We start from the raw sequence: 22,040 nt of genomic DNA, 5'->3' as shown, positions 1-22,040 counted from the left end.
CGATTTCTACTCGTTCAAAGCTTGAACGGCACCACTTCCTGGCGCTGCTCACCCAGCCCATCGATGCCCAGCGTCATCACGTCGCCCTTCTTCAGGAACACGGGCGCGGGCTTGATGCCCATGCCGACGCCCGGCGGCGTGCCGGTGGTGATGATGTCGCCGGGTTCCAACGTGTTGAGTTGGCTCACATAGCTCACCAGCTTGGCGACGTTGAAGATCATGGTCTTCGTGTTGCCGGTCTGCATGCGCTGGCCATTGACGTCGAGCCACATGCCGAGCTTTTGCGGGTTCGGCACTTCATCGCGCGTGACCAGCCACGGGCCGATCGGGCCGAAGGTATCGAAGCCCTTGCCCTTGTCCCAGGTCAGGCCGTGCTCAAGCTGCCATTCGCGCTCGCTCACGTCGTTGATCAGCACATAGCCCGCGACGAAATCGAGCGCTTCCTTCTGCGACACCCAGCGTGCGCGCTTGCCGATGACCACGCCCAGTTCGACTTCCCAGTCGCTCTTGACCGACCCCTTGGGCAGCATCACCGGATCGTTCGGACCCTGGATGCAGCTCACGGCCTTGGTGAACACCACCGGCTCCCCTGGAATCGGCATGCCGGACTCGGCCGCGTGGTCGGCGTAGTTCAGGCCGATGGCGATGAACTTGCTGGTGTTCGCCACCGGGCAACCCAGGCGCGGCTTGCCACGGACCAGCGGCAACTTGTCGGTCTTGATCTTGCGGATCTTGGCGAGCACCTTGTCGTCGAGCTGGGCGCCGCCCAGGTCCGGGACCACGGCGCTGAGGTCACGCAACTGGCCGTTGTCGTCGATCAGGCCGGGCTTTTCCTTGCCGGGTTTGCCGTAGCGCACGAGTTTCATGTCGAAAGTCCTTTCAGAGAGGGATGGGAAGTGTAGTCAGCGCGCGCGTGCGCCGCGATTCAGTAGGTAGCGCGACCGCCCGACAGGTCGAAGGTCGCGCCCGTCGAGAACGCGCAGTCCTCGGTGCAGAGCCAGGCCACCATCGACGCGATTTCCTCGGGCGTGCCGAAGCGGCCCATCGGAATCTTCGACAGCATGAAGGCGATGTGCTCCTTCGACATCTGGTCGAAGATGGCCGTCTTCACGGCCGCCGGCGTTACGCTGTTCACGCGCACGCCGGTGCCGGAGAGTTCCTTGCCGAGCGACTTGGTCAGCGCGATCACACCGGCCTTGCTGGCGCTGTAGGCGCTGGCATTCGGATTGCCCTCCTTGCCGGCCACCGATGCGATGTTCACGATGCGCGCCCAGGGACGTTCGCGCAGATGCGGCACCCACTCGCGGCAGCAAAGGAAGGTGCCGGTGAGGTTGACGTTGATGACCTGGCGCCAGGCATCGACGGGGTAGTTGTCGACACTGGTGTTGGGCCCGGTGATGCCTGCCGAGTTGACGAGCGCATCGACCACGCCGCCCGCATCGCGCAACGCGAGCGTGGCTTGCACGGCCTTGGCCACGCCGGCTGCGTCGGACACGTCGACCGCGATGGCCTTGGCATTCGCGCCGAGCCGCTGCGCCGCCGCTTCCGCTGCAGCCAGGTCGCGGTCCCACAGCGTGACGCTGCCGCCCGAATCGAGCAGCCGCTGCGCGATGGCAAAGCCGAGGCCTGTCGCACCGCCCGTGATGACCGCGTGGCGGCCCTCGAAATCGAGGCGGTTCATATCGTGATGCCGCCGTCGACCGAGAAGGCTTGGCCGGTCGCAAACACGGCCTCGTCGCTCGCGAGGAACACCACCACCGGCGCGATCTCCTCGGCCTGCGCCAGGCGGCCCATCGGCTGCCGCGCAATGAAGGCCTTGCGTGCGGCCACCGGGTCTTCGTTGGCATTGATGCGCTCGCCGAGCGAAGGCGTATCGACGGTGCCCGGGCACACCGCGTTGCAACGGATGCCCTGCGCCACGTAGTCCGCGGCGACGCTCTTGGTCAGCCCCAGCACCGCGGCCTTGGTTGTCCCATAGACGTTGCGGTTCGGCAGCCCCTTGATGCTGGAGCAGACGCTGGCCATGTTGATGATGCTGCCCGCACCCGCTGCGAGCATGCGCGGCAGCACGGCCTGGATCGTCCAGAACTGCGCGCGCACATTGAGGTTGAAGGCGAACTCCAGGTCGGCGTCGGTGGCCTCGAGGATCGGGCCGTTGTGCACCACGCCCGCGCAATTGAACAGCACGTCCACGGCAGGCATGCGCGCGACCAGCGCCTGGATCGAGCCCTTGTCGAGCACGTCGAGCACGGCGGTCTGCACGTTGGCCGTGCCGGCATAGGCCTCCAGCAACTTCGGGTTGACGTCGGTCGCCCACACCTGCGCGCCTTCGGCGGCCATGGCCAACGCGGTGGCACGGCCGATGCCCTGCCCGGCCGCTGTGATGAGGGCCGTCTTGCCTTTGAGTCGCATGCTGTCTCCTGGATTGGAATGAGATGGCGATATGCCGAGGGGAGTGCGGCCGCCGAGGGTTTCGCCCGATGGCCGCGGCGCGGCGGGAATCGTATTCTGAATTGGCCTTACCACTTGTCCAATTCAGGACAACCCTTAACATCGCGGCTGAAACGCCCCGCGACCTTACGCGCATCCCCGTGCCTCTGCAATCCATCGAACCCAAGCGCCTGTACCGGCAGATCGCCGACCAGCTGCGCGCACTCATTGCCAAGGGTGAGTTCGCGCCCGGCGCGCGGCTGCCGGCGGAGCGCGACCTGGCGCGCGAGTTGGGCGTGAGCCGGCCCTCCGTGCGCGAGGCGCTGATCGCACTGGAGGTGGAGGGCTGGGTCGAGGTGCGTACCGGCTCGGGCGTCTATGTGCTCGATCGTTCGAAGCGCTCCAGCCCTGCCGTGGAAGTCACCGAGTGGGGCCCGCTCGAACTCATCCGCGCGCGGCGCGTGGTCGAGGGCGAAACGGCTGCACTGGCAGCGATGCACGGCAAGAAGCGCGACTTCGAGGCCATGCGGCGCGCCGTCGACAACATGCGCGCGCAGGCCGACCAGAGCGAGATGCCGCTGGAAGGCGACCGCGCCTTCCACGTCGCCATCGTCGAGGCCAGCGGCAACGCGGTACTGGTCGAGACGGTGCAGAGCTTCTGGGACTCGCGCTACGGCCCGTTGTTCACGCGGCTCGGCGGCTACTTCGAGAACGCCGTGTCATGGCGCCATGCGATCACGGAGCACGATGCCATCGTGGACGCGATCGTCGCGCGCGACCCCGATGCCGCGCGTGCCGCGATGCATGCGCACATGGACAAATCCCATCAACGTTACAGCGCAAGCTGGCGCAAGGCCAAGGCGGCCTGACCCTCATTACCAGTGCGCCCTCATTGGTAATGCGCTTGCCGAAGAATGCTTTCCTGACCCCGCGACATCACGCCCTGCCCTCACAGAAGAAAACACGATGAACCCCTTTATCCGACTCCATCCCGCCGACGATGTCGTCATCGCCCGCGCGCAGCTCGTGGGCGGCACCACCGTCGAAGGCGTTGCGGTGCGCGGCCTGATCCCCGCCGGCCACAAGGTCGCGATGCGCGACATCGCCACGGGCGAACCGGTGCGCCGCTACAACCAGATCATCGGCTTTGCGAGCAAGCCGATCGCGGCCGGAGAGCATGTGCACACGCAGAACCTGAACATGGGACCCGACAAGGGCCACTTCGAGCGTGACTACGCGTTCGGTGCCGACGTGAAGCCCGTGCAGCCGCTGCGCGAAGCGACCTTCCTCGGCATCAAGCGCGCCGATGGCCGCGTCGCCACTCGCAACTACATCGGCGTGCTGACCAGCGTGAACTGCTCGGCCACCGCGGCGCGCGCGATCTCCGACCACTTCTCGCGCAAGACCAACCCTTCCGCGCTGGCGGCGTATCCCAACGTCGATGGCATCGTCGCGCTCACGCACGGCACGGGCTGCGGCATGGACACGGAAGGCTTCGGCATGCAGATCCTGGAACGCACGCTCACGGGCTATGCGACGCATCCCAACTTCGCCGCCGTGCTGGTGGTGGGCCTGGGCTGCGAGGCGAACCAGATCAATGCCTGGCTGGCGACGGGGTCGCTGTCGGAAGGCGAGAACTTCCGCACCTTCAACATCCAGGACACGGGCGGCACGCGCAAGACGGTCGAGAAAGGCATCGCGCTCATCAACGAGATGCTGCCGCGCGCCAATGCGGTCAAGCGCGAGCCGTGCAGCGCAGCGCACATCACGATCGGGCTGCAATGCGGCGGGTCGGATGGCTACTCGGGCATCAGCGCGAACCCGGCGCTGGGCCATGCGGTGGACTTGCTGGTCGCGCATGGCGGCACCGCCATCCTCAGCGAAACGCCCGAGGTCTACGGCGCCGAGCATTTGCTCACGCGTCGCGCCGTCAAGCGCGAGGTCGGCCAGAAGCTGGTCGACCGCATCGCCTGGTGGGAGCACTACACGGCCATCAACGACGGCGAGATGAACAACAACCCCTCGCCCGGCAACAAGGCGGGCGGGCTCACCACCATCCTGGAAAAGTCGCTCGGCGCGGTCGCCAAAGGTGGCACCAGCAACCTCGAGGCGGTCTACGAATACGCCGAACCCGTCACGGCGCACGGTTTCGTCTACATGGACACGCCCGGCTACGACCCGGTCAGCGCCACGGGCCAGGTGGCCGGCGGCGCCAACATGATCTGCTTCACCACCGGCCGCGGCTCGGCGTATGGCTGCGCGCCCTCGCCTTCGCTCAAGCTCGCGACCAACTCCACGCTGTGGAAGCGGCAGGAGGAAGACATGGACATCAACTGCGGCGAGATCGTCGACGGCACCGCATCGATCCAGGAGATGGGCGAGCGCATCTTCCGGTTGGTGCTTGCAACCGCATCGGGCGAGCACAGCAAGAGCGAGAAGCACGGCTACGGGCAGAACGAGTTCGTGCCCTGGCAAGTCGGCGCCGTGATGTAGCGCGCGGGGGCCATGGTCGCCCCCGATCTTTCAACTCAACCTCACACGAAGAAGGAGACATTGAATGGCCACCACAGCTTTCGGCATCCTCGACGGAACGGGCTTCGAGCGCCTGGACCCGCGCTTCAACACCTGCATCCCCGGCCCCGAACGCCTCGTGCGGCTGTGGACCGGCGGGCGCTGGTGCGAGGGCCCGGCCTGGTTCGCGGCGCATCGCACGCTGGTGTGGTCGGACATTCCGAACAACCGCATGATGCGGTACGACGAACTCAACAACACCGTCGGCCTGTGGCGCCAGCCTTCGAACAACACCAACGGCAACACGGTCGACAAGCAGGGCCGCCTCATCAGCTGCGAGCACCTGGGCCGGCGCGTGGTGCGCAACGAGCCCGACGGCACGCAGACCGTCGTGGCCTCGCACTACCAGGGCAAGCGGCTCAACTCACCGAACGACGTGGTCGTGCATTCCGACGGCGGCATCTGGTTCACCGACCCGAGCTACGGCATCCTGTCGGACTACGAGGGCCTCGCAGCTGAGCAGGAGGTGGCCGGCTGCTACGTCTACCGCATCGATCCGTCGACAGGTGCGGTCGAGAAGGTGGCCGACGACTTCGTCAAGCCCAACGGCCTCGCCTTCTCCCCCGACGAATCGGAGCTCTACATCGCCGACACCGGCGCCAGCCACGACGATGCCGCGCCCAAACACATCCGCCGCTTCAAGGTGAATGCCGACGGCAAGAGCCTCGGCGCCAGCACGCTGTTCGCCGACTGCACCAACGGCCTGTTCGACGGCTTCCGCATCGACACCAAGGGCCGCCTCTGGACCAGCGCGGCCGATGGCGTGCATGCCTACGACCCGGATGGCACGCTGATCGGCAAGATCCTCGTGCCCGAGGTCGTGTCGAACGTCTGCTTCGGCGGCGTCAGCCGCAACCGTCTTTTCATCACCGCGACCACCTCGCTGTATTCCATCTACCTGAACGCCAGAGGACTCTGAATCCCCATGCCCCAAACCCTTGCAGCCGCCGTCCTGCGCACCCATTGCGCCAACATCCTGAAAGCGGCCGGCAGCTCGCCCGCCGAAGCGCAACAGGTCGCGGACAACCTGGTGCTGGCCAACCTCAGCGGCCATGACTCGCACGGCGTCGGCATGCTGCCGCGCTACACCGACGCCATCGCCGAAGGCGGCCTCACGCCGAATGCGTCGGTCAAGGTCAACATCGATATCGGCACCATGATGTCGCTCGACGGCCAGCATGGCTTCGGCCAGATCGTCGGCGTGCAGGCGATGGAACTGGGCATCGCGCGAGCGAAGCAGCACGGCAGTTGCATCTTCACGCTGGCCAGCGCGCACCACCTCGGGCGCATCGGGCACTTCGCGGAGATGGCGACGGCGCAGGGACTGGTGTCGATGCACTTCGTCAACGTGCTGTCGCGGCCGGTCGTGGCGCCCTGGGGCGGCGGCGATGGGCGCTTCGGGACCAACCCGTGCTGCATCGGCATTCCGCTCGCGGGCGCGGAGCCCTTCCTGCTCGACTTCGCGACCAGCCGCGTCGCGCAGGGCAAGATGCGCGTCGCCCACAACAAGGGCGTGCGCGTGCCAGATGGCTACCTCATCGACGAAAAGGGCGAGCCGACCAACGACCCCGGCGTGGTGGTCGTGCCGCAAAGCAATGGGCTGTTCGGCGCGCTGATGACCTTCGGCGAGCACAAGGGCTACGGCATGGCGATGGCCTGCGAGCTGCTCGGCGGCGCGCTCACCGGCGGCGGCACCTGGCACCGCCCGGCCGACACCGCACGCACCGTGCTGAACGGCATGCTGACGGTGCTGATCGATCCTTCGAAACTGGGCACGCAAGCGACCTTCGAGCAGGAGGCCACGGCCTTCGTCGATTGGCTGCGCCAAAGCCCGCCCGGCGGGGGCTACGACCATGTGCAGATCGCCGGCGAGCCGGAACGTGCGGCCCGCGTGGCGCGCGAGGTCGAAGGCATCTGGCTGGATGACGCGACCTGGGGCGAGATCGTCGCGTCAGGTGCGAAAGTCGGCGTCACGGTCGCCTGACTCCCTCCCCGACTTGCCCCCTCTCCCTCTGGGAGAGCGCTGTGGTGAGGGCACACGGCGGTTGCAAAGGCTCGCGCCGAATCAAAGGCCCAGTCCCCTCACCCTGCCCTCTACCAGAGGGAGAGGGGAAAGACAGAATCACAACGGTGCGCGCGACGTGATCACCTGCCCGACACCCGCCGCCGCACGCGCACGCACCTCATCGAAGGTGGTCTGCCGCACGATCTCGCCATCGTCGAACATGGTCTCCAGCAGATCTTCCCGACCATCGCGCAGATCATCGACACGGCAAGTCTCCACGCCCCCATCAACACCGCGCGTCAGCGTGATCCGCCCCTTCTTCGACGCCTTTCCCATATCCCCGACAGGCGACTTCCATACATCCCGCCACACCCCGTCCACCTGCATCGCCGAACACTTCATCGCCCACTGCATCGTGTCCCGATTGACCTGCTGCAGCAACCCGCCGCCCATCCCAAAGGCGATGTTCTCCGCCGATAGCCCGTTGTGGTACAGGTTCGACAAGCAAAGCCGCAGCGAGTCGAGGTTCACCCCATCCCCCTGGATGATGCGCACGTTGTTCAGCACGCGGAACCCTTTGCTGTTGGTCGTGGTTCCGAAGCGCGCGGCCAGGATGTTGGCCACCCGGAGCACCGTCTCGGCCGGGTCACCGCTGTCCGGCCGCACGACCAGCGTCGCACCGGACTGCACCACCAGGTCCTTCAACTCGGTCCCCCAGATGCGGTCGCAGGCATTGAAGATGTCGTAGCTGTCGCTCACCACGGCGAACAGCGCACCCGGCTTGCCGAACTGCGTGACCATGTTGCGGTAAGCGTCCGACTCCCGATCGCGCCCCCAGCCCGTAATGGTGCTGTGCTCCGCCGCCGGAATCGAGAAGCCGGCCATGTCGCAGTCGTAGTAGCGACGCCCCGCGACCAGTGCAATGAGCGTGTCGGTGCCCATGAAGTTGACCAGGTGGGCCAGACCGCCGAGCGCCGCCGACTCCAGGCTCGACACGCCACGCGCCCCGAAGTCATGCAGCTTGAACGGAATCTGCCCCTGCGCGTCGTCGCAGGTCGCTTCGAGATACCGCAGCAATGTCGCCTTGGCCGCGGCCGACAGCGTGGCCACGGTGGTCGGGTACCAGATGGCGCGCAGCAGTTCGGTTTCGAGATAACTCGTGAGCCAGAAGAACTTCGGGTCCGTGTTCTCGATGGTCGCGAGCACGTTGTGCACCGGCACCACGCTGCCCTCGGGCACGGCGCGGATGCGTACCGGCATGCGCCCGCCATGCGTCTCGATGAGGCCCAACCATCCTTCGCGATTGAACGGTTCTCCATGCACGGCCATCATCGCCGTGGCTTCGTCAACATCGTCCACCGTCACCGGCGTCGACAGATATTCGCGCAGGTAGGCTTGCAGGCCGAAAAACAGCGAATGACTGAAGGCACCCCCGCGCGACTCGATGTAGCTGAACACCGTCTGTGTACCAGGCGGGTACTGCATCCAGTGCGACGCCTTGTAGGAGTCGGTGCGCAGCAGCAGATTGCTGCCGAGCGATGAAGGGGAGAAGTTGCTGCGAGACATGTGAAAGCTCCTTTCACTTGGCGCCCGTCAACCGGGCACCGTTTCCACAAAAAAAGCCGGGGCTTCAGTTCTTGCCCAGGCCGCCCAGAAAATGGTTCGCGATGAAGAAGTGGTCTTCGTACATGCATTCCTGCATATCGAGGAACTCCGCGATCGGCACCCAGCGCACGGCGGCCGCATCGTCGTCCGCGCGCACATCCGACAGCCCCGTCCACTGGTTGTGCGCCAACTCGAAGAAGAAGCCGTGCGTGATGGTGCGTCCACGCTGCGAGCGCTCCGGCGCGTCGAACACGTGGCTCGCCTTCATGCTGCCGTTGAGCACGGGCACCGGCACCTTCAAGCGCGTCTCTTCCCTTAGTTCACGGACCGCCGCATCCTGCAGCCGCTCGTGCTGGCCGACGAAACCGCCGGGCAAGGCCCACGTTCCCTTGCCGGGATGGAACTTGCGCTGCACCAGCAGGATGTGCCCCGCCTCCACCACCACCGCATCGACCGTCGTGAAGATCGGCGGAAACTCGCTGCCGGCATAGCGGTACTTGTCTCGGTAGTCGAGGAGGAAGGCGCGCTCCTCGCACAGCGCCGCGTAGTCCCCCGTTTGCGTGAAGCGCTCCAGGAAGGCGGCCGTGCCATCCGGCAGGTCGGACGGGGAGAGTTGCCCGCGCATCTCCGGGTCGAAGTAGAGATTGCGCACGTCGGTCGCATGAATGCTCTCCACCGCATGCAGGCCAACGAACTCCCACGACGGGAACAGCTTGAGGTAGTAGCTCGACGCATCCTTGAGGTGGCCGACCAGTGCCACCTTGGGCTTGTGGCCGTCCTGCACGATGAGCTTGTCGACCGCGGACTGGATCGATGCGATCCAGAGCTGGTCGTTGTAGGGCGAATCGCCCACGCCGACGACGCTCACGCGCATCTGGTCGGTGCTGCGCAGGCAGGCGCGCACCATGCGCTCGCGCTCATCGAAGGTGAATGGATTTTTCGCACTGCGCGGCGTGCGGTCGGAACCGACCACCACGATGACGCGATCAGCCGCGCGAGCGGCTTCCTCGATGAGGCGTTGGTGACCGAAATGGACGGGCTGGAAACGGCCGATGACGACCGCGTACGGGTACTTGCGTGTGCTCAATGGGAATCCCCCAAAAAGGGCGCGATCAACTCGCGCTTGCAGCCACGATAGCACCGGCCTTTGGTTCGTTCAACCCACGGCCACGAATTTCATGCGACGCGTGTGAAAAATGCACCAGCGCCAAGCGCCCGCAGGCACAAGACTTTGCAATCAAGCGCAGAACAAGCCGGAGCGCCGCAGACAGTGCTGTAGCACGACAAGGCGGTCCAACGCAGTGATGCGTTGGACTGCGAAATCGTCAAAGCATGAGGCCGACGCTGGCTTCCAGATGTTCCGAAGGCATGCGCCGGAAGCCCGAACGCGTGAAGCGCTGCAGCCGCCCGACCACAAAGGCCGTCAGCGCCGCCGCGCGCACCTGCGCATCGACGGTGGGCGTGGCGGACCCTTCGGCCGCCGCTGCGCCGCGCAATGCTTGGCGCAAGGTGGATTCGATCTTGTCGAAGAACTGGTTCATCCGGCTTTGCAGGCGCTCGTTCTCGTAGACCAGCGCATCGCCGACCATGACGCGCGTCATGCCGGGATTCTTTTCAGCGAACTGGACCAGCAGGGAAACGATACGAGCCGCCTGCTCTTGCCCCGTCCCGTCGCGCTCGGTGACCTGGTTGACCAGCGTGAACACGCTTTGCTCGATGAACTCGATGAGCCCTTCGAACATCTGTGCCTTGCTGGCAAAGTGCCGATACAGTGCGGCCTCGCTCACTTCGAGCTTGGCGGCCAACGACGCGGTCGTGACCCGCTCCGCGCCGGGCTGTTCCAGCATGGTGGCGAGCGCCTGCAGGATCTGCACGCGACGTTCGCCCGGCTTGGGACGCTTGCGCGGGCCGGCCGAATTGACTTCAGCCGGAACTGCGCTGCCGGGATCGTCTGACTCTTCGTGCTGCATGTGTGCCGTACAAATATGTAATGAAATGATTCTCGCACACGGTGGTTAGCACGCGCCTTCCGGAAACGTACCGCTACGTGCGTAATCTGCAACATTTGCACACAACCAAGAACGGATCCCGGTATTATCCAAGACCGTTGCGACAGCGGCCCACCCGACGGGCCGGATGCAGGCCTCAGCGAGCCCGGATCATTGTGCCGTAGGCCTGGTCCGTGAGGATTTCCAGCAGCATCGCGTGCGGCACCCGGCCGTCGATGATGTGGACCGCGTTCACGCCGCTCTTGGCCGCATCGAGTGCGCCCTCGATCTTGGGCAGCATCCCGCCGGAGATCGTGCCGTCGGCAAACAACTCGTCGATCTCGCGGGCGCTCAGATTGGTCAGCAGGTTGCCGGCCTTGTCCAGCACGCCGGGCGTGTTGGTCAGCATCATCAGCTTCTCGGCCTTGAGCACGGTGGCCAGCTTGCCGGCGACCACGTCGGCGTTGATGTTGTAGCTCTCGTTGTCCGCGCCGAAACCGAGCGGGCTGACCACCGGGATGAAGGCGTCGTCCTGCAGCGCCTTCACCACGCTCGGGTCGATGGCGACGATCTCGCCGACCTGGCCCACGTCATGGTGCAGGTCGGGGTCGTTGCGGTCGGGCATCTTGAGTTTCTGCGCCCGGATCAGTCCACCGTCGCGCCCGGTCAGGCCGACCGCCTTGCCGCCGGCCTGGTTGATGAGACCCACGATGTCCTGCTGCACCTCGCCGGCCAGCACCCATTCGACCACCTCCATGGTTTCCGAGTCGGTGACGCGCATGCCCTGGATGAAGTGGCCCTTCTTGCCCAGCTTGTTGAGCGCCGCCTCGATCTGCGGGCCGCCGCCATGCACCACCACCGGGTTCATGCCGACCAGCTTGAGAAGCACCACGTCCTCGGCGAAGTCAGCCTGCAATTCCGGGTCGGTCATGGCATTGCCGCCGTACTTGATGACGATGGTCTTGCCGTGGAACTTGCGGATGTAGGGCAGCGCCTGGGCCAGGATCTCGGCCTTGTCGCGCGGGGGGATGTTCTGGACGTGATCAGTCATGGAGATTCGCTCAGGAAAACGGAGTGCGCGGATTTTGCAGCCATTTCGTGAAACGCCGCGGAACTGGCTTGTATGGCGAGGGTGTTGCCCCCGGTGGGGGCGGCCTACACACAGTGAGGCCAACCTGGGGGGAGCAACATCCTTGCGCAACCGGCCTTGCCGAATCGCTGGCGTACCCCGGCGAGGGGAAGGCGGTTCACGAATCAATACGACTTGCGGGAGCGCCAATGCTAGGGTCGCAGCCAGCGTGGCACCTTGAAGCGCACGATCATCAGGTAGGCCGCCACATAGGTCGCGACGAACAGCAGGCAGAACAGCATCAACGCAAGCGTGTTGGTCCGGAACAGGACCGCGGGCACCACCGACAGCGCGGCAAACATCCACAGGTAGGGCGAGGTGCGGTTGTTGCGGGCCAGCAGCTGGCGGGCCTCGTCGTCGGCAAAGGCCACGCGCACGATGCGGCGGAAGATCAGCTGGTGGAAATGCAGCGCGTCCGCCGTGCCGGGCGACTGGCCGCGCGCCAGCTTGCGGTAGATCGAGAACATCGTCTCCCACACCGGGTAGATGAGCAGCAGCATCGGGAACCAGGGCGAGACGGTGGGATGTCGCTTGACCAGCGTGACGCAAGCCACCGCGATCACGATGCCCCAGACGTAGGCGCCGCCATCGCCCGCGAAGATCTTGCCGCGCGGGTAGTTCCACATCAGGAAGCCCACCGTGGCGCCGACCATGCAGATCACCATGGCGGCCAGTTGGCGGTCGCCGACCTGCAGCGCCACGTGCGAGATGGCCAGGCACACCAGCACCGCCACCGTGCCGGCCAGGCCGTTGTAGCCGTCGATGATGTTGAACGCATGCGGCAAGCCGCCGATGGCCAGGGCGGCCAGCAGCATGCCCGCATAGGGCACGGCCCGCATCCAGCCGTCGAGCGTGGAGAATCCGGTGCGGGAGACACCCAGGTCCAGCATCCAGCACAGCAGCAGCGCCGACCCCATCGTGAGCGCGAGCCGGACGCGGACCGGCACCTTCTGCGTCACGTCCTCCGCGATGCCCCCCAGCACCGCCGGTGCAATGCACAGCAAGACAATGCCGGAGCCCGCCACCGGCCAGTACACATTGAACGGATCGCCCGGCCATCCGGCGGCGAGCCATGCAAAGCCGGTGCCGATGAAGATCCCGGCCCCGCCGAGACGCGGCACATGGCCCTTGTGAAAGCGTTGCGGCATGTCGTGTCCATAGCGCCGCGCATGGCGACGCCCGCGGCGCATGAAGGCCAGCACGGCAATCGCCGCGACGAGGAAACTGATGACGATCAGGGCAATCATTGGGGTGGTTTGGGAACCTAGAATTCCCAACCGAAATTAGACCATGCCCACGCCGTCTTCCAGCCCCGCAAAGCCCATCACGGTGTCGATCGTGAGCCATGGGCAACTGGCATTGATCCTGCCGCTGCTCGAGCAACTGGACCGGCATTGCGCGGCCGTGGTCGAGAAGGTCGTGCTCACGATCAACATTCCCGAGCCCGACCTGGGCGCGGGCATGCAATGGCGCTTTCCGATCGAGCGCATCGCCAACGCCACGCCCATGGGCTTTGGCGCCAACCACAACCAGGCGTTCACGCATTGCCGCAGCGACTGGTTCCTGGTGCTGAATCCCGACATGCGCTTCGACAACGACGTGCTGGCGCCGCTCATTGCGCAAGCCGCACCCGACGCCGGCCTGCTGACGCCACGCATCCTCGAGCCCGGCAAGACCACGCCCGAACAGCATCGGGCCATCATCACGCCGCTCGAGATCCTCACGCGCAAGCGCGCGGGTTATGCGATTCCTACCGTCCCGGCCTGGGTCCCGGGCCTCTTCATGCTGTTGCGCAGCCAGGCCTACGCGCAGGTCAAGGGCTTCGACGAACGCTTCTTCATGTATGGCGAGGACTTCGACATCTGCGCGCGCGTGCGGCTCGCGGGCTGGAAGCTGCAGGTCGGGGAGAACCTGCTGGCGCGCCATGAAGCCCAGCGGGCCAGCCATGCCAGCCGCCGGCATCTGACCTGGCACGTCAGCAGCTTGCTGAGGGTCTGGATGTCTTCGGCGTTCTGGCGCTACCGCGCGTTGCCGCCGGCATAGGGAGACGCTGATCGAATACCCTGCGGATGGCGCATTGTTGGCGCGTTCCCTCGCGGCGACTTGATCCGAGCCAGTTCAGGGCCGCAGCGTCAGCCCGACTCCAGCAGGTCTTGCGCCACCGATTGCCAGCCGCGGTCGAAGCGCTCGTAGCGTCCGCGCGCGGCGGCCAGCAACACAGGCACCCAACGAATCAAGCGCGAGCTTGGCAACTCCGTCCTGAAGCGCTGGTGCGCCACCTTGTCGCGTTGCGCCTGCAGGCAGGCAGGGGGTACCTGCGGGCCCAGGGACGCGAGGCGATCGAGCAGGACCTCTGCACGGCGCAGGCGCTCGCCATGCTTGGTGCCGCGCGGCGCGATCGCCTTGGCCAGCTTCTCACCCAGGGTCGGGCGGCGCGCGCCGATCTGGTTGCTGGCGTGCTGACGGTAGTCGATCAGCGGCTCGGGCAGCACGTCCATGCGCCCCGTCGCGGCGGCGATGGCGGCCAGCCATTCGTCGTGCACCCATTCCGACGGAAAGGGCAGCGCCGCGGCAAGCAGGTCGCGACGAAACACTGTCGTCGCACCAGTGACGAGATTGCGCCGCTGCAGGATCGAGAAGGCCTGCCCCGCGGCGATGCCGGCGAGTTCAGAGGGCTTGACCTCCAGCGCCTCGAACAGGGTCGAGCCCATCGGCGCGAGGTCGCCGTCGACCAGCCGGGCATCGGAATGCAGCAGCAGCAGTTCCGGGCGCGCGCGAAATGCGTCCACCATGCGCGCGAGGCGGCCGGCATGCCAGACATCGTCCTGGTCGCACAGGGCGACCAGCTCCGAGCGGCAGGCGCGCACGGCCTGCTCGAAGTTTCGCGTCACGCCGAGGGCGGGACGGTTCTCCAGCACGGTCAACGTGGGCGCCGCTGCGCCATGGCGCGCGAGCGCGGCGCGCACGATGGCAATGCTGTCGTCGCGCGATTCGTCATCGGACACCACGATCTCATCCGGCGGAGGCACCTGCGCGCAGACGCTCTCGACCTGCGCGGCGAGGTAGCGCGCGCCGTTGCGGGTGCAAAGGGCCACGGATACCGTGGGGACGCTCATTGCCTCACCCCGGCGCTGCGCGCTGCGGTGCGAGCGGGCTTGGGCCGGCCCGGCGCCGCGTTCATGGCGCCTCCACGCGCGGCGGCCACGCGTAACTGAAATCCTCACTGTCGGCGGTGAGGTTCGGGTTGTAGGCTGGGTCGTGCCGGAGCAGCTCGGCCCAGCGCGACTTCATGTAGCTTTCTTCACGCAGGAAGCGCTCGCGCTTCTCGGGCGCAATGTCTTCTCCTCGCGTGGCGGACTCGTGGTGCAGCAGGTCGGCATACGGTGTCCACACGTTGCGATAGCCCGCCTCGCGCAGTCGCAGGCAGAAGTCGATGTCGTTGAAGGCCACCTTCAGCCGCTCCTCGTCGAGCCCGCCGACCTCCTCGTAGACCGACTTGCGCACCACCAGGCAAGCCGCCGTCACCGCAGAGAACGACTGGATCAGCGCGGCGCGTCCGGCGTAGCCGTTCAAGCCCTTGGGCAGCCCCTTGTTCGCATGGCCCGCCACGCCGCCGCCAAGACCCAGCACCACGCCGCCATGCTGCAGCGTCATGTCCGGATACCAGAGCCGCGCCCCGACCGCGCCGACGCCGGGCTGCAGGGCCAGGCTCACCATCTCGGAGAGCCAGTCGGGCGAGAGCACCTCGATGTCGTTGTTGACCAGCGCCAGCACCTCGCCGCGCGCCTGCGCCACGGCCATGTTGTTCAGCGCCGAATAGTTGAAGGGGCTGTCGTCTCGCAACACGCGGGTGTTCGGCTGCGTCGCCAGTTCCTTGAAGTACGACAGCACCGCGGGATCGTCGGAGCCGTTGTCGACGATGAGGATCTCGTAGTTCTTGTACGAGGTCTTGCGCACGATCGAATCGATGCACTGCCGCGTCAGCGCCAGTCCGTTGCGCGTGGGAATGACGAGCGACACCAGCGGCGGAACCTCGGGCAAGGCGTAATGCGCGCGGTAGCCGAAGCCCACGTATTCGGCCGTGGCCCGCACGCCAGTGCGTTCGAAGTGCTCGTTCAGCGCGCGCTCGCCGGCGACTGCCGCATAGGGCTTGGCATTCATCGAGCGGGCCGTGCTCTCGGAATGGATGCGCCAGTGGTACAGCACGCGAGGAACATGCCGCACCTGCTCGGGCCCGATGCGCTCCATGCAGCGCAACACCAGATCCCAGTCCTGCGAGCCTTCCATGCCTTGGCGGAACCCACCCACCTCGCGCACGAGTTCGGTGGACAGCACGCCGAGGTGGCTGAACACGTTCTGCGAGCGGAACAGGTCGGGATTCCAGTCGGGCTTGAAGTAGGGGTCGGAGCGCTGGTCCTTCTCGTCGATCTTGTCCTCGTCGGAATAGATCAGCCGCGCATCAGGATGCCTGGCGATGCAGTCGGCCACCCAGAACAGCGCGTGTTCGGCCAGCAGGTCGTCATGGTCCATGAGCGCGATCCAGGGCCCGCTGACCGCCTCCAGCGCGCTGTTGGACGCGGCCGAGATGTGCCCGTTCTTCGGACGAAACACGACCTTGATGCGCGCATCCTTCTCTGCATACTGGCGCAGCACGTCGCGCACCGCTTCCGAGGGCGAGGCATCGTCGGCGATGCACAGTTCCCAATGCGGATAGAGCTGCGAGCGCACCGACTCGATGGCCGCGCGCAGCCACACCGGATCGGGGTTGTAGGTCGGCATCAACACCGAGATCAGCGGCGTCTCCGTCAATGCCGCCACACGCGCGACGATGGCGGCCCGCTGCTCGACACCCAGCACGTCGTGCGCCTCCACCCAGGCCGCGTAGTTGTTGCCCGGTCGCGTGCGCCGGCGCAACTCCCACATCACGCCCTGGCGGCCCGCCTTGCGATAGACCCGCCAGGCCTGCGGCAGGCGGCCCATCAGGCGCGGCCCATGCTGCACGGCCTTGCCGGCGATGCGGAACAGTTGGGGTAGACGTTTCATCGCCATGGTTCTCCCGGTCTTATTTCGGTTGCGTGATCGCTGGGTCGAGGAAGGTCGCAAACTGCTTCACGTAAGTCGCCCGCAGGTGCGATATGTCCTTGTAGATCGGCACGCCCTGCGCGTCGCTGCGCAGGCACTGGCCTTGCGGTGTGCACAGCGCGGCCATGGGGTCGACGATGGTGGCGCCCGTCTGCTGCGCAATGCCCAGGAGGCGATCATGAATGGCCTGCTGCGATGCGGTCACTGCGGCAGTGGGAGTGCTTGGCCTTGCCGTCATGGTTCCCAGCCGACTGCCCGTGATCAGGTTCTTGGGCTCGAATTCGCCCCCCACGGGAATATTGAGCACCAGCACCACATTCTTGCCGGCGGCCTTGAGCCTCCGGATCAGCGCCGCCAATGCCTCATACGAATGCTCCACGCCGTCACCGCCGCGCAGCAGGTGACGTACGTTTCCCTGGCGCAGGTAGTAGGCGTCGGGGCCGGGCGTCGCGCCCGCTGACGTCGGCTGCGGACCCACGTCGAAATAGCAGGCCCAACATCCGCCGAGCACGACCGTGTCAATCTGCGGGCCCATGGCGAACGGCAGGAGGCTTTGCCTGAGGGCTGGGCATGCGGGGTCACTGTCCTTGATCAGTTCCGGGATGGGCGGGCAGGAACCGCGCGTGGCGAAGTACAGGCTGCCGACGCGCTCGGGCTCGGCCCGCGCCAACTCGATCGCGCGGGGCCCATATTGCTCGACGTGACTGTCGCCCAGCAACAGCACCCGGGGCTTGCCTTCGCCCACACGGTACACCTTCTGCCCCTCGATCTCGACCAGCTTCATGTCACCCGGATAGCCCCAGTCGCTGCCCACCGACGCGATGGCCTGCAAGGCAGCATTGCTGTTGCGCGGCGGCAGCAGGCGCGCGTAGGCGGTCGCACCCACCGCGGCCAGCACCAGCATGCCAACCCCCAGCCAACGCACGGCCGCCGTGCCCTGGCTCTTGCGTATGGGTTGTTCGATGAAGCGATAGGTCAGCCAGGCCAGCGCCACCGACGCCGCCACGGCCGCGACGCGCACGCTGCGCATCGGCGTGTCGCCCTCCACCACCCGCGCGAAGGCCAGCAAGGGCCAGTGCCACAGGTACAACGGATAGCTGATGAGTCCGATCCAGACAAGGGGCCGTGAGCCGAGCAGCATGCGGTTGAGCCACGCGCCCATGCCCGCCGAGATGCAGAGGCAGGCCCCCAGGATCGGCAACAGCGCCCACCAGCCAGGGAAAGCCTTGCCCTTCTGGATCATGGCCAGGCCCAGCCCGATCAGCACCAGCCCCGCCAGGCTGCGCAGCCCCGCGCCCCGCACGCGCGTGCCCGGCAGCCGGCGCAGGCCGGCATGCGCGAGCAGTGCGCCGGCGGCCAGTTCCCAGATGCGCGACAGCGGCGAGTAGAAAGTCGCATCCGCGTACTTGTGCACCCCCGCCACGTTCAGCACGAAGGACAGCCCCGCGGCCACGCTCATCCAGAACACCAGCCCGCGCGGCCCCTTCCAGCGCCAGACCAGACCGAGCAGCACCGGCCAGAAAATGTAGAACTGCTCCTCCACCGCCAGGGACCACAGGTGGAGCAAGGGCTTGGCCTCGGCCGCCGTGTCGAAGTAGCCCGACTCATCCCACAGCACCAGGTTGGAGACGAAGCCGGCACTCGCCACGAGGTGCTTGCCGAGCTGCTGGAACTCGTCGGACAGCAGCACGTACCAGCCGAACGCGAACGTCGTCGCCATCACTGGCAACAGCGCCGGGAAGATGCGGCGGATGCGGCGCTCGTAGAACTCGCGATAGCTGAAGCCCGCGCCGCCCAGGCTGCCAAAGATGATCGTGGAGATCAGGAATCCCGAAATCACGAAGAAGATGTCCACCCCGATGAACCCGCCGCGCACCATGCTCGGAAACGCATGAAACCCGAGGACGGAGACCACGGCAACCGCCCGCAGGCCGTCGATGTCGGGGCGGTATTTCGGATGAAGAAGGTGGGGCGCTGCTTGGTGTGGCGGCATGCTGGGACGGGTCGGAAGGGATTGGCCCGGTCGGCGCCGCAGTGTTGCGGAGCAGGATCGTGATTATCTTCGCACTGCCCAAGCCGCGAGGGTACCGAAACGCAGGTCAAATTGGGGGTCTCAAGTGCCGGACCCCGAAAAAGGGGGGGACGGTAAAATTGTTAACTGTGAAATCCTAAGGACAACGATGCGTTTGCTTTCAGTGGTGCTCTCGGGGGGCGCGGGCTCAAGACTCTGGCCACTTTCTCGTCAGGCTTATCCGAAGCCGTTCATGAAACTAGGGGGTGCGACGCTCCTGCAGCAAGCCATCGAGCGCGGCCAGGCGTGCGGCACCGGCAAGCTGATGGTCGTCACCAACAAGGACCATCTGTTCCTCACCCGGGACGTGCTGCGGCAGATGTCCGACCCGCCGGAGACCACCCTGCTGCTGGAGCCCAAGGGCCGCAACACCGCGCCGGCCATTGCGCTGGCGGCACTTCAGTGCACGGCGCAGTTCGGCGGCGATACCGTGATGCTGGTGCTGTCAGCCGACCACCTGGTGCCCGATGTCGAGGCGTTCGTCGCCAGCGCAAGCCAGGCCTTCCGCCTGGCGGAGGCCGGCAACCTGGTGCTCTTCGGCATCAGCCCGACCAGCCCTGACACCGGCTTCGGCTATGTGGAAGTCGAGAACGTGTCGCGCCAGAGCCAGCCGGTCAAGCGCTTCGTCGAGAAGCCCGACCTCGAGACGGCGCAGGAGTACCTCGCCACGGGCCGCTACTACTGGAACAGCGGCATGTTCTGCTTCACGGCGGACGCGATCATCGCCGCCTTCGAGCGACATGCCCCGGAAGTGCTCGTCGCCGCGCGCAACGCGCTGTCATCCGCCAGCACCAGCGAAGACACGATGCAGTTCGACATGCATACCTTCGGCCTGCAACCCGACATCAGCATCGACTACGCGGTGATGGAACGCGCGGACAACGTCCACGTCGTGCCAGCCAAGTTCGGCTGGAGCGATGTGGGCTCCTGGCCCTCGGTGGCCAAGGCGCTGACGCCCGATGCGAGCGGCAACACCATGCCGGCCGATGTCGTCGCCATCGAGACCACGGGCACCCATGTGCAGGTCCAAAGCCACGGCCCCAAGGTGGTTGCCACCGTCGGCGTGTCGGACCTCGTGATCGTGGACACGCCCGACGCGCTGCTGGTCGCGCACAAGAACAGCGCGCAGCAGGTGAAGAACGTGGTCGACGCGCTCAAGGCGCGCCGCCATGAGACCGTGCAGTTGCCCGCGGTGGTACACCGCCCGTGGGGAACCTATGCCTCGCTCAAGGAAGAAGACGGCTACAAGGTGAAACGGATCACCGTGCGTCCCGGCGCGTCGCTCTCCCTGCAATATCATCACCAGCGCGCCGAGCATTGGGTCGTGGTCAAGGGAACGGCCATCGTCCAGGTCGGCGACGTCGAACACAAGACCATGCCGGGGGAATATCGCTACATCCCCCTCGGTGAAACACATCGCCTCACCAACGTAGGCGACGACGAACTGGTCCTCGTCGAAGTTCAATGCGGGAGCTATCTCGGCGAGGACGACATCGTCCGACTTGCCGACACTTACGGACGGGTATGAGTCAGGCACATTCGAATTTGCATCGCAGCGCGTGGGCGGACTGGTGGGAGGGCACGCGCCGCACCGACATCTGGTGGACGCTCGCATGGTTCGACATCGTGCTGCGCTACCGCCGCTCCATGCTCGGGCCCCTGTGGCTGACGCTGAGCATGGGCGCGATGATCGGTGGCATGGGGCCGCTGTACAGCTCGCTGTTCGGCTCCGAGCTGAGCAAATTCTTTCCCCACCTGGCGCTGGGGATCATCTTCTGGAGCTTCTTCTCCAGCATGGTGACGGATGCCTGCAATACCTTCATAGGCTCGTCCAACTACCTCAAGCAGGGCTACTTCCCGATCAGTCTTTTCGTCTGGCGCGGCATGGCGCGCAACATGATCGTGTTCGGGCACCAGATCGTGCTCTACCTGCCGGTCGCGCTCTGGGCCGGCATCTCGCTGTCGTGGTCGTCACTGCTGTTCATCCCCGCATTCCTGATCCTGCTGATCAATGCGCATGCACTGGGACTGGCGTTGGGGCTCGTCTGCACCCGCTTTCGCGACGTCACGCAGATCATGACCAGCATCATGCAGATGCTGATGTTCCTGACCCCCGTGTTCTGGTTGCCGGAAAGCCTGCCAGGACGCGCCAGGTACGTGCTCTATAACCCGTTCGCGCAAATGCTGGACCTCCTGCGCGCACCGTTGATGGGCAACGTGGCTGACGCGCACAGCTGGTGGGGCATCCTCGGCTGGACGGTCGCGAGCCTGATCGCGTGCAGCCTGCTTTTCTCGAAATACCGCCGTCGCGTGGTCTACTGGCTGTAAGGAACCATGGCCTCCATTTCACTCAGAGACGCCTCGGTCAACTTTCCGATCTATGGCGCGGGGTCCGCATCGCTGAAGAAGACCCTGGCGTCCTCCGTCACGGGTGGCCGCTTCGGCCAGGATACGGGCATCCGTGTCGTCCAGGCGCTCGGCAACATCAACCTCGAATTGAGGAGCGGTGATCGCCTCGGGCTGATCGGCCACAACGGTGCCGGCAAGTCGACGCTGTTGCGCACCCTGGCGGGCGTCTACGAGCCTTCGTCGGGAGAGTTTTCCCGGACCGGCACCGTCGCCAGCCTGATCGATCCGGCGCTGGGCATCGAGGTCGACGCGACGGGCGTGGAGAACATCATGCTGCGCGGCCTGGTCATGGGCATGAGCAAGCGGCAGGTCGACGAACTCACCCCCGGCATCTGCGAATTCAGCGGGCTCGGCGACTACGTCAACATGCCGGTACGCACCTATTCCACCGGCATGCTGATGCGCCTGGCGTTCTCGATCTCGACCAGCATCGAGGCAGACATCCTCCTCATGGACGAATGGCTGTCGGTCGGCGATGCAGAGTTCACCGAGAAGGCGGAGACGCGCATGAAGAACGTCGTGGCGAAGTCGGGCATCCTGGTGCTGGCCTCGCATTCACTCGACTTGATCGCGAAGGAATGCAACCGGGTGGTCTACCTGGAGCATGGGCGCATGGTCGAGCCGACCGAGGCCCAGGTCGAGGCTTTTGCCAAGGCGCAAGCCGCCGCTGCACCACGCGCAGAAGCCTGATTTTTCACGCGTGCCGCCGGCAGTAGCCGGGGCGCGCACTGCGAAACGGGTTCGCGGGCA

19 protein-coding genes are annotated in these 22,040 nt (G+C 65.9%); 8 read left to right on the top strand and 11 right to left on the bottom strand.

The window, feature by feature from the left end:
* Window positions 1-14: 14 nt before the first annotated feature.
* The 3 genes from WKW82_RS10670 to WKW82_RS10660 are packed head-to-tail and all read right to left on the bottom strand — an operon-like array spanning window position 15 to window position 2,412.
* Window positions 15-866, bottom strand: coding sequence for a fumarylacetoacetate hydrolase family protein (locus tag WKW82_RS10670; protein ID WP_340342262.1), 852 nt, complete (start codon window positions 864-866; stop codon window positions 15-17).
* A gap of 59 nt (window positions 867-925) precedes the next feature.
* The gene (locus WKW82_RS10665; protein ID WP_340342261.1) at window positions 926-1,681 is read right to left on the bottom strand and encodes an SDR family NAD(P)-dependent oxidoreductase; all 756 of its coding nucleotides are present in this window, start codon (window positions 1,679-1,681) and stop codon (window positions 926-928) included.
* Complete coding sequence (locus WKW82_RS10660; RefSeq protein ID WP_340342260.1) at window positions 1,678-2,412, bottom strand: SDR family oxidoreductase; 735 nt, start codon at window positions 2,410-2,412, stop codon at window positions 1,678-1,680. Before WKW82_RS10660 ends, WKW82_RS10665 begins: the two co-directional genes overlap by 4 nt.
* A 179-nt stretch (window positions 2,413-2,591) precedes the next feature.
* Between WKW82_RS10660 and WKW82_RS10655 the strand changes: the two genes are divergently transcribed.
* The 4 genes from WKW82_RS10655 (at window position 2,592) to WKW82_RS10640 (ending at window position 6,985) form a co-directional block, all read left to right on the top strand.
* On the top strand, window positions 2,592-3,299 hold the full coding sequence (locus tag WKW82_RS10655) for a FadR/GntR family transcriptional regulator (protein ID WP_340342259.1): 708 nt from the start codon (window positions 2,592-2,594) through the stop codon (window positions 3,297-3,299).
* 97 nt (window positions 3,300-3,396) lie between these two features.
* The gene (locus tag WKW82_RS10650) at window positions 3,397-4,923 is read left to right on the top strand and encodes a UxaA family hydrolase (protein ID WP_340342258.1); all 1,527 of its coding nucleotides are present in this window, start codon (window positions 3,397-3,399) and stop codon (window positions 4,921-4,923) included.
* A 64-nt stretch (window positions 4,924-4,987) separates the two neighbouring features.
* Window positions 4,988-5,920: an SMP-30/gluconolactonase/LRE family protein gene (locus WKW82_RS10645; protein ID WP_340342257.1), complete on the top strand. Its 933-nt coding sequence runs from the start codon at window positions 4,988-4,990 to the stop codon at window positions 5,918-5,920.
* A gap of 6 nt (window positions 5,921-5,926) precedes the next feature.
* Window positions 5,927-6,985 carry a malate/lactate/ureidoglycolate dehydrogenase gene (locus WKW82_RS10640; RefSeq protein ID WP_340342256.1) on the top strand — a complete coding sequence of 353 codons (1,059 nt, stop codon included), beginning with the start codon at window positions 5,927-5,929 and terminating at the stop codon, window positions 6,983-6,985.
* 138 nt (window positions 6,986-7,123) lie between these two features.
* On the opposite strand, the gene WKW82_RS10635 is transcribed toward WKW82_RS10640, so the two are convergent.
* The 5 genes from WKW82_RS10635 to WKW82_RS10615 form a co-directional block, all read right to left on the bottom strand.
* Window positions 7,124-8,572, bottom strand: a complete 1,449-nt coding sequence (locus tag WKW82_RS10635; RefSeq protein WP_340342255.1) for a nicotinate phosphoribosyltransferase — start codon at window positions 8,570-8,572, stop codon at window positions 7,124-7,126.
* A 64-nt stretch (window positions 8,573-8,636) separates the two neighbouring features.
* Window positions 8,637-9,698 carry a bifunctional nicotinamide-nucleotide adenylyltransferase/Nudix hydroxylase gene (locus WKW82_RS10630; RefSeq protein ID WP_340342254.1) on the bottom strand — a complete coding sequence of 354 codons (1,062 nt, stop codon included), beginning with the start codon at window positions 9,696-9,698 and terminating at the stop codon, window positions 8,637-8,639.
* Between the two features lie 238 nt (window positions 9,699-9,936).
* Window positions 9,937-10,581, bottom strand: coding sequence for a nucleoid occlusion factor SlmA (gene slmA, locus WKW82_RS10625; RefSeq protein ID WP_340342253.1), 645 nt, complete (start codon window positions 10,579-10,581; stop codon window positions 9,937-9,939).
* Between the two features lie 175 nt (window positions 10,582-10,756).
* Window positions 10,757-11,650 (bottom strand): acetylglutamate kinase, encoded by an 894-nt coding sequence (gene argB / locus WKW82_RS10620; RefSeq protein ID WP_340342252.1) that lies wholly within the window; start codon window positions 11,648-11,650, stop codon window positions 10,757-10,759.
* A 230-nt stretch (window positions 11,651-11,880) separates the two neighbouring features.
* Window positions 11,881-12,975, bottom strand: a complete 1,095-nt coding sequence (locus WKW82_RS10615; protein WP_340342251.1) for an MraY family glycosyltransferase — start codon at window positions 12,973-12,975, stop codon at window positions 11,881-11,883.
* A gap of 43 nt (window positions 12,976-13,018) precedes the next feature.
* On the opposite strand from WKW82_RS10615, the gene WKW82_RS10610 reads away from it, so the two are divergent.
* On the top strand, window positions 13,019-13,771 hold the full coding sequence (locus WKW82_RS10610) for a glycosyltransferase (protein WP_340342250.1): 753 nt from the start codon (window positions 13,019-13,021) through the stop codon (window positions 13,769-13,771).
* Between the two features lie 89 nt (window positions 13,772-13,860).
* Here the strand turns inward: WKW82_RS10610 and WKW82_RS10605 are convergent, their stop codons facing one another.
* The 3 genes from WKW82_RS10605 to WKW82_RS10595 all read right to left on the bottom strand — a co-directional run bounded on the left by WKW82_RS10605 (window position 13,861) and on the right by WKW82_RS10595 (window position 18,803).
* A complete protein-coding gene (locus WKW82_RS10605) occupies window positions 13,861-14,844 on the bottom strand; it encodes a glycosyltransferase family 2 protein (RefSeq protein WP_340342249.1) in 984 nt (327 codons plus the stop codon).
* 61 nt (window positions 14,845-14,905) lie between these two features.
* Entirely contained in the window at window positions 14,906-16,777 is a 1,872-nt protein-coding gene (locus tag WKW82_RS10600; protein ID WP_422823456.1) for a glycosyltransferase family 2 protein, read from the bottom strand.
* A gap of 13 nt (window positions 16,778-16,790) precedes the next feature.
* Window positions 16,791-18,803 (bottom strand): acyltransferase family protein, encoded by a 2,013-nt coding sequence (locus tag WKW82_RS10595; protein ID WP_340342247.1) that lies wholly within the window; start codon window positions 18,801-18,803, stop codon window positions 16,791-16,793.
* Window positions 18,804-18,990: 187 nt separating this feature from the next.
* Here WKW82_RS10595 and WKW82_RS10590 point away from each other — a divergent pair, with 187 nt between their 5' ends.
* The 3 genes from WKW82_RS10590 to WKW82_RS10580 are packed head-to-tail and all read left to right on the top strand — an operon-like array spanning window position 18,991 to window position 21,980.
* On the top strand, window positions 18,991-20,409 hold the full coding sequence (locus WKW82_RS10590) for a mannose-1-phosphate guanylyltransferase/mannose-6-phosphate isomerase (RefSeq protein ID WP_340342246.1): 1,419 nt from the start codon (window positions 18,991-18,993) through the stop codon (window positions 20,407-20,409).
* Window positions 20,406-21,209, top strand: a complete 804-nt coding sequence (locus WKW82_RS10585) for an ABC transporter permease (RefSeq protein WP_340342245.1) — start codon at window positions 20,406-20,408, stop codon at window positions 21,207-21,209. The genes WKW82_RS10590 and WKW82_RS10585 overlap by 4 nt, the downstream gene beginning before the upstream one ends.
* A 6-nt stretch (window positions 21,210-21,215) precedes the next feature.
* A complete protein-coding gene (locus WKW82_RS10580) occupies window positions 21,216-21,980 on the top strand; it encodes an ABC transporter ATP-binding protein (RefSeq protein WP_340342244.1) in 765 nt (254 codons plus the stop codon).
* The last annotated feature ends 60 nt before the right edge of the window (window positions 21,981-22,040 follow it).

The sequence above is a fragment of the Variovorax rhizosphaerae genome (genome assembly GCF_037889975.1).
GTDB classification, from domain to species: Bacteria; Pseudomonadota; Gammaproteobacteria; order Burkholderiales; family Burkholderiaceae_C; genus Variovorax; species Variovorax rhizosphaerae.
Note: the sequence above shows the minus strand (reverse complement) of the source record. Positions and strands in the feature narration are given on the sequence as shown.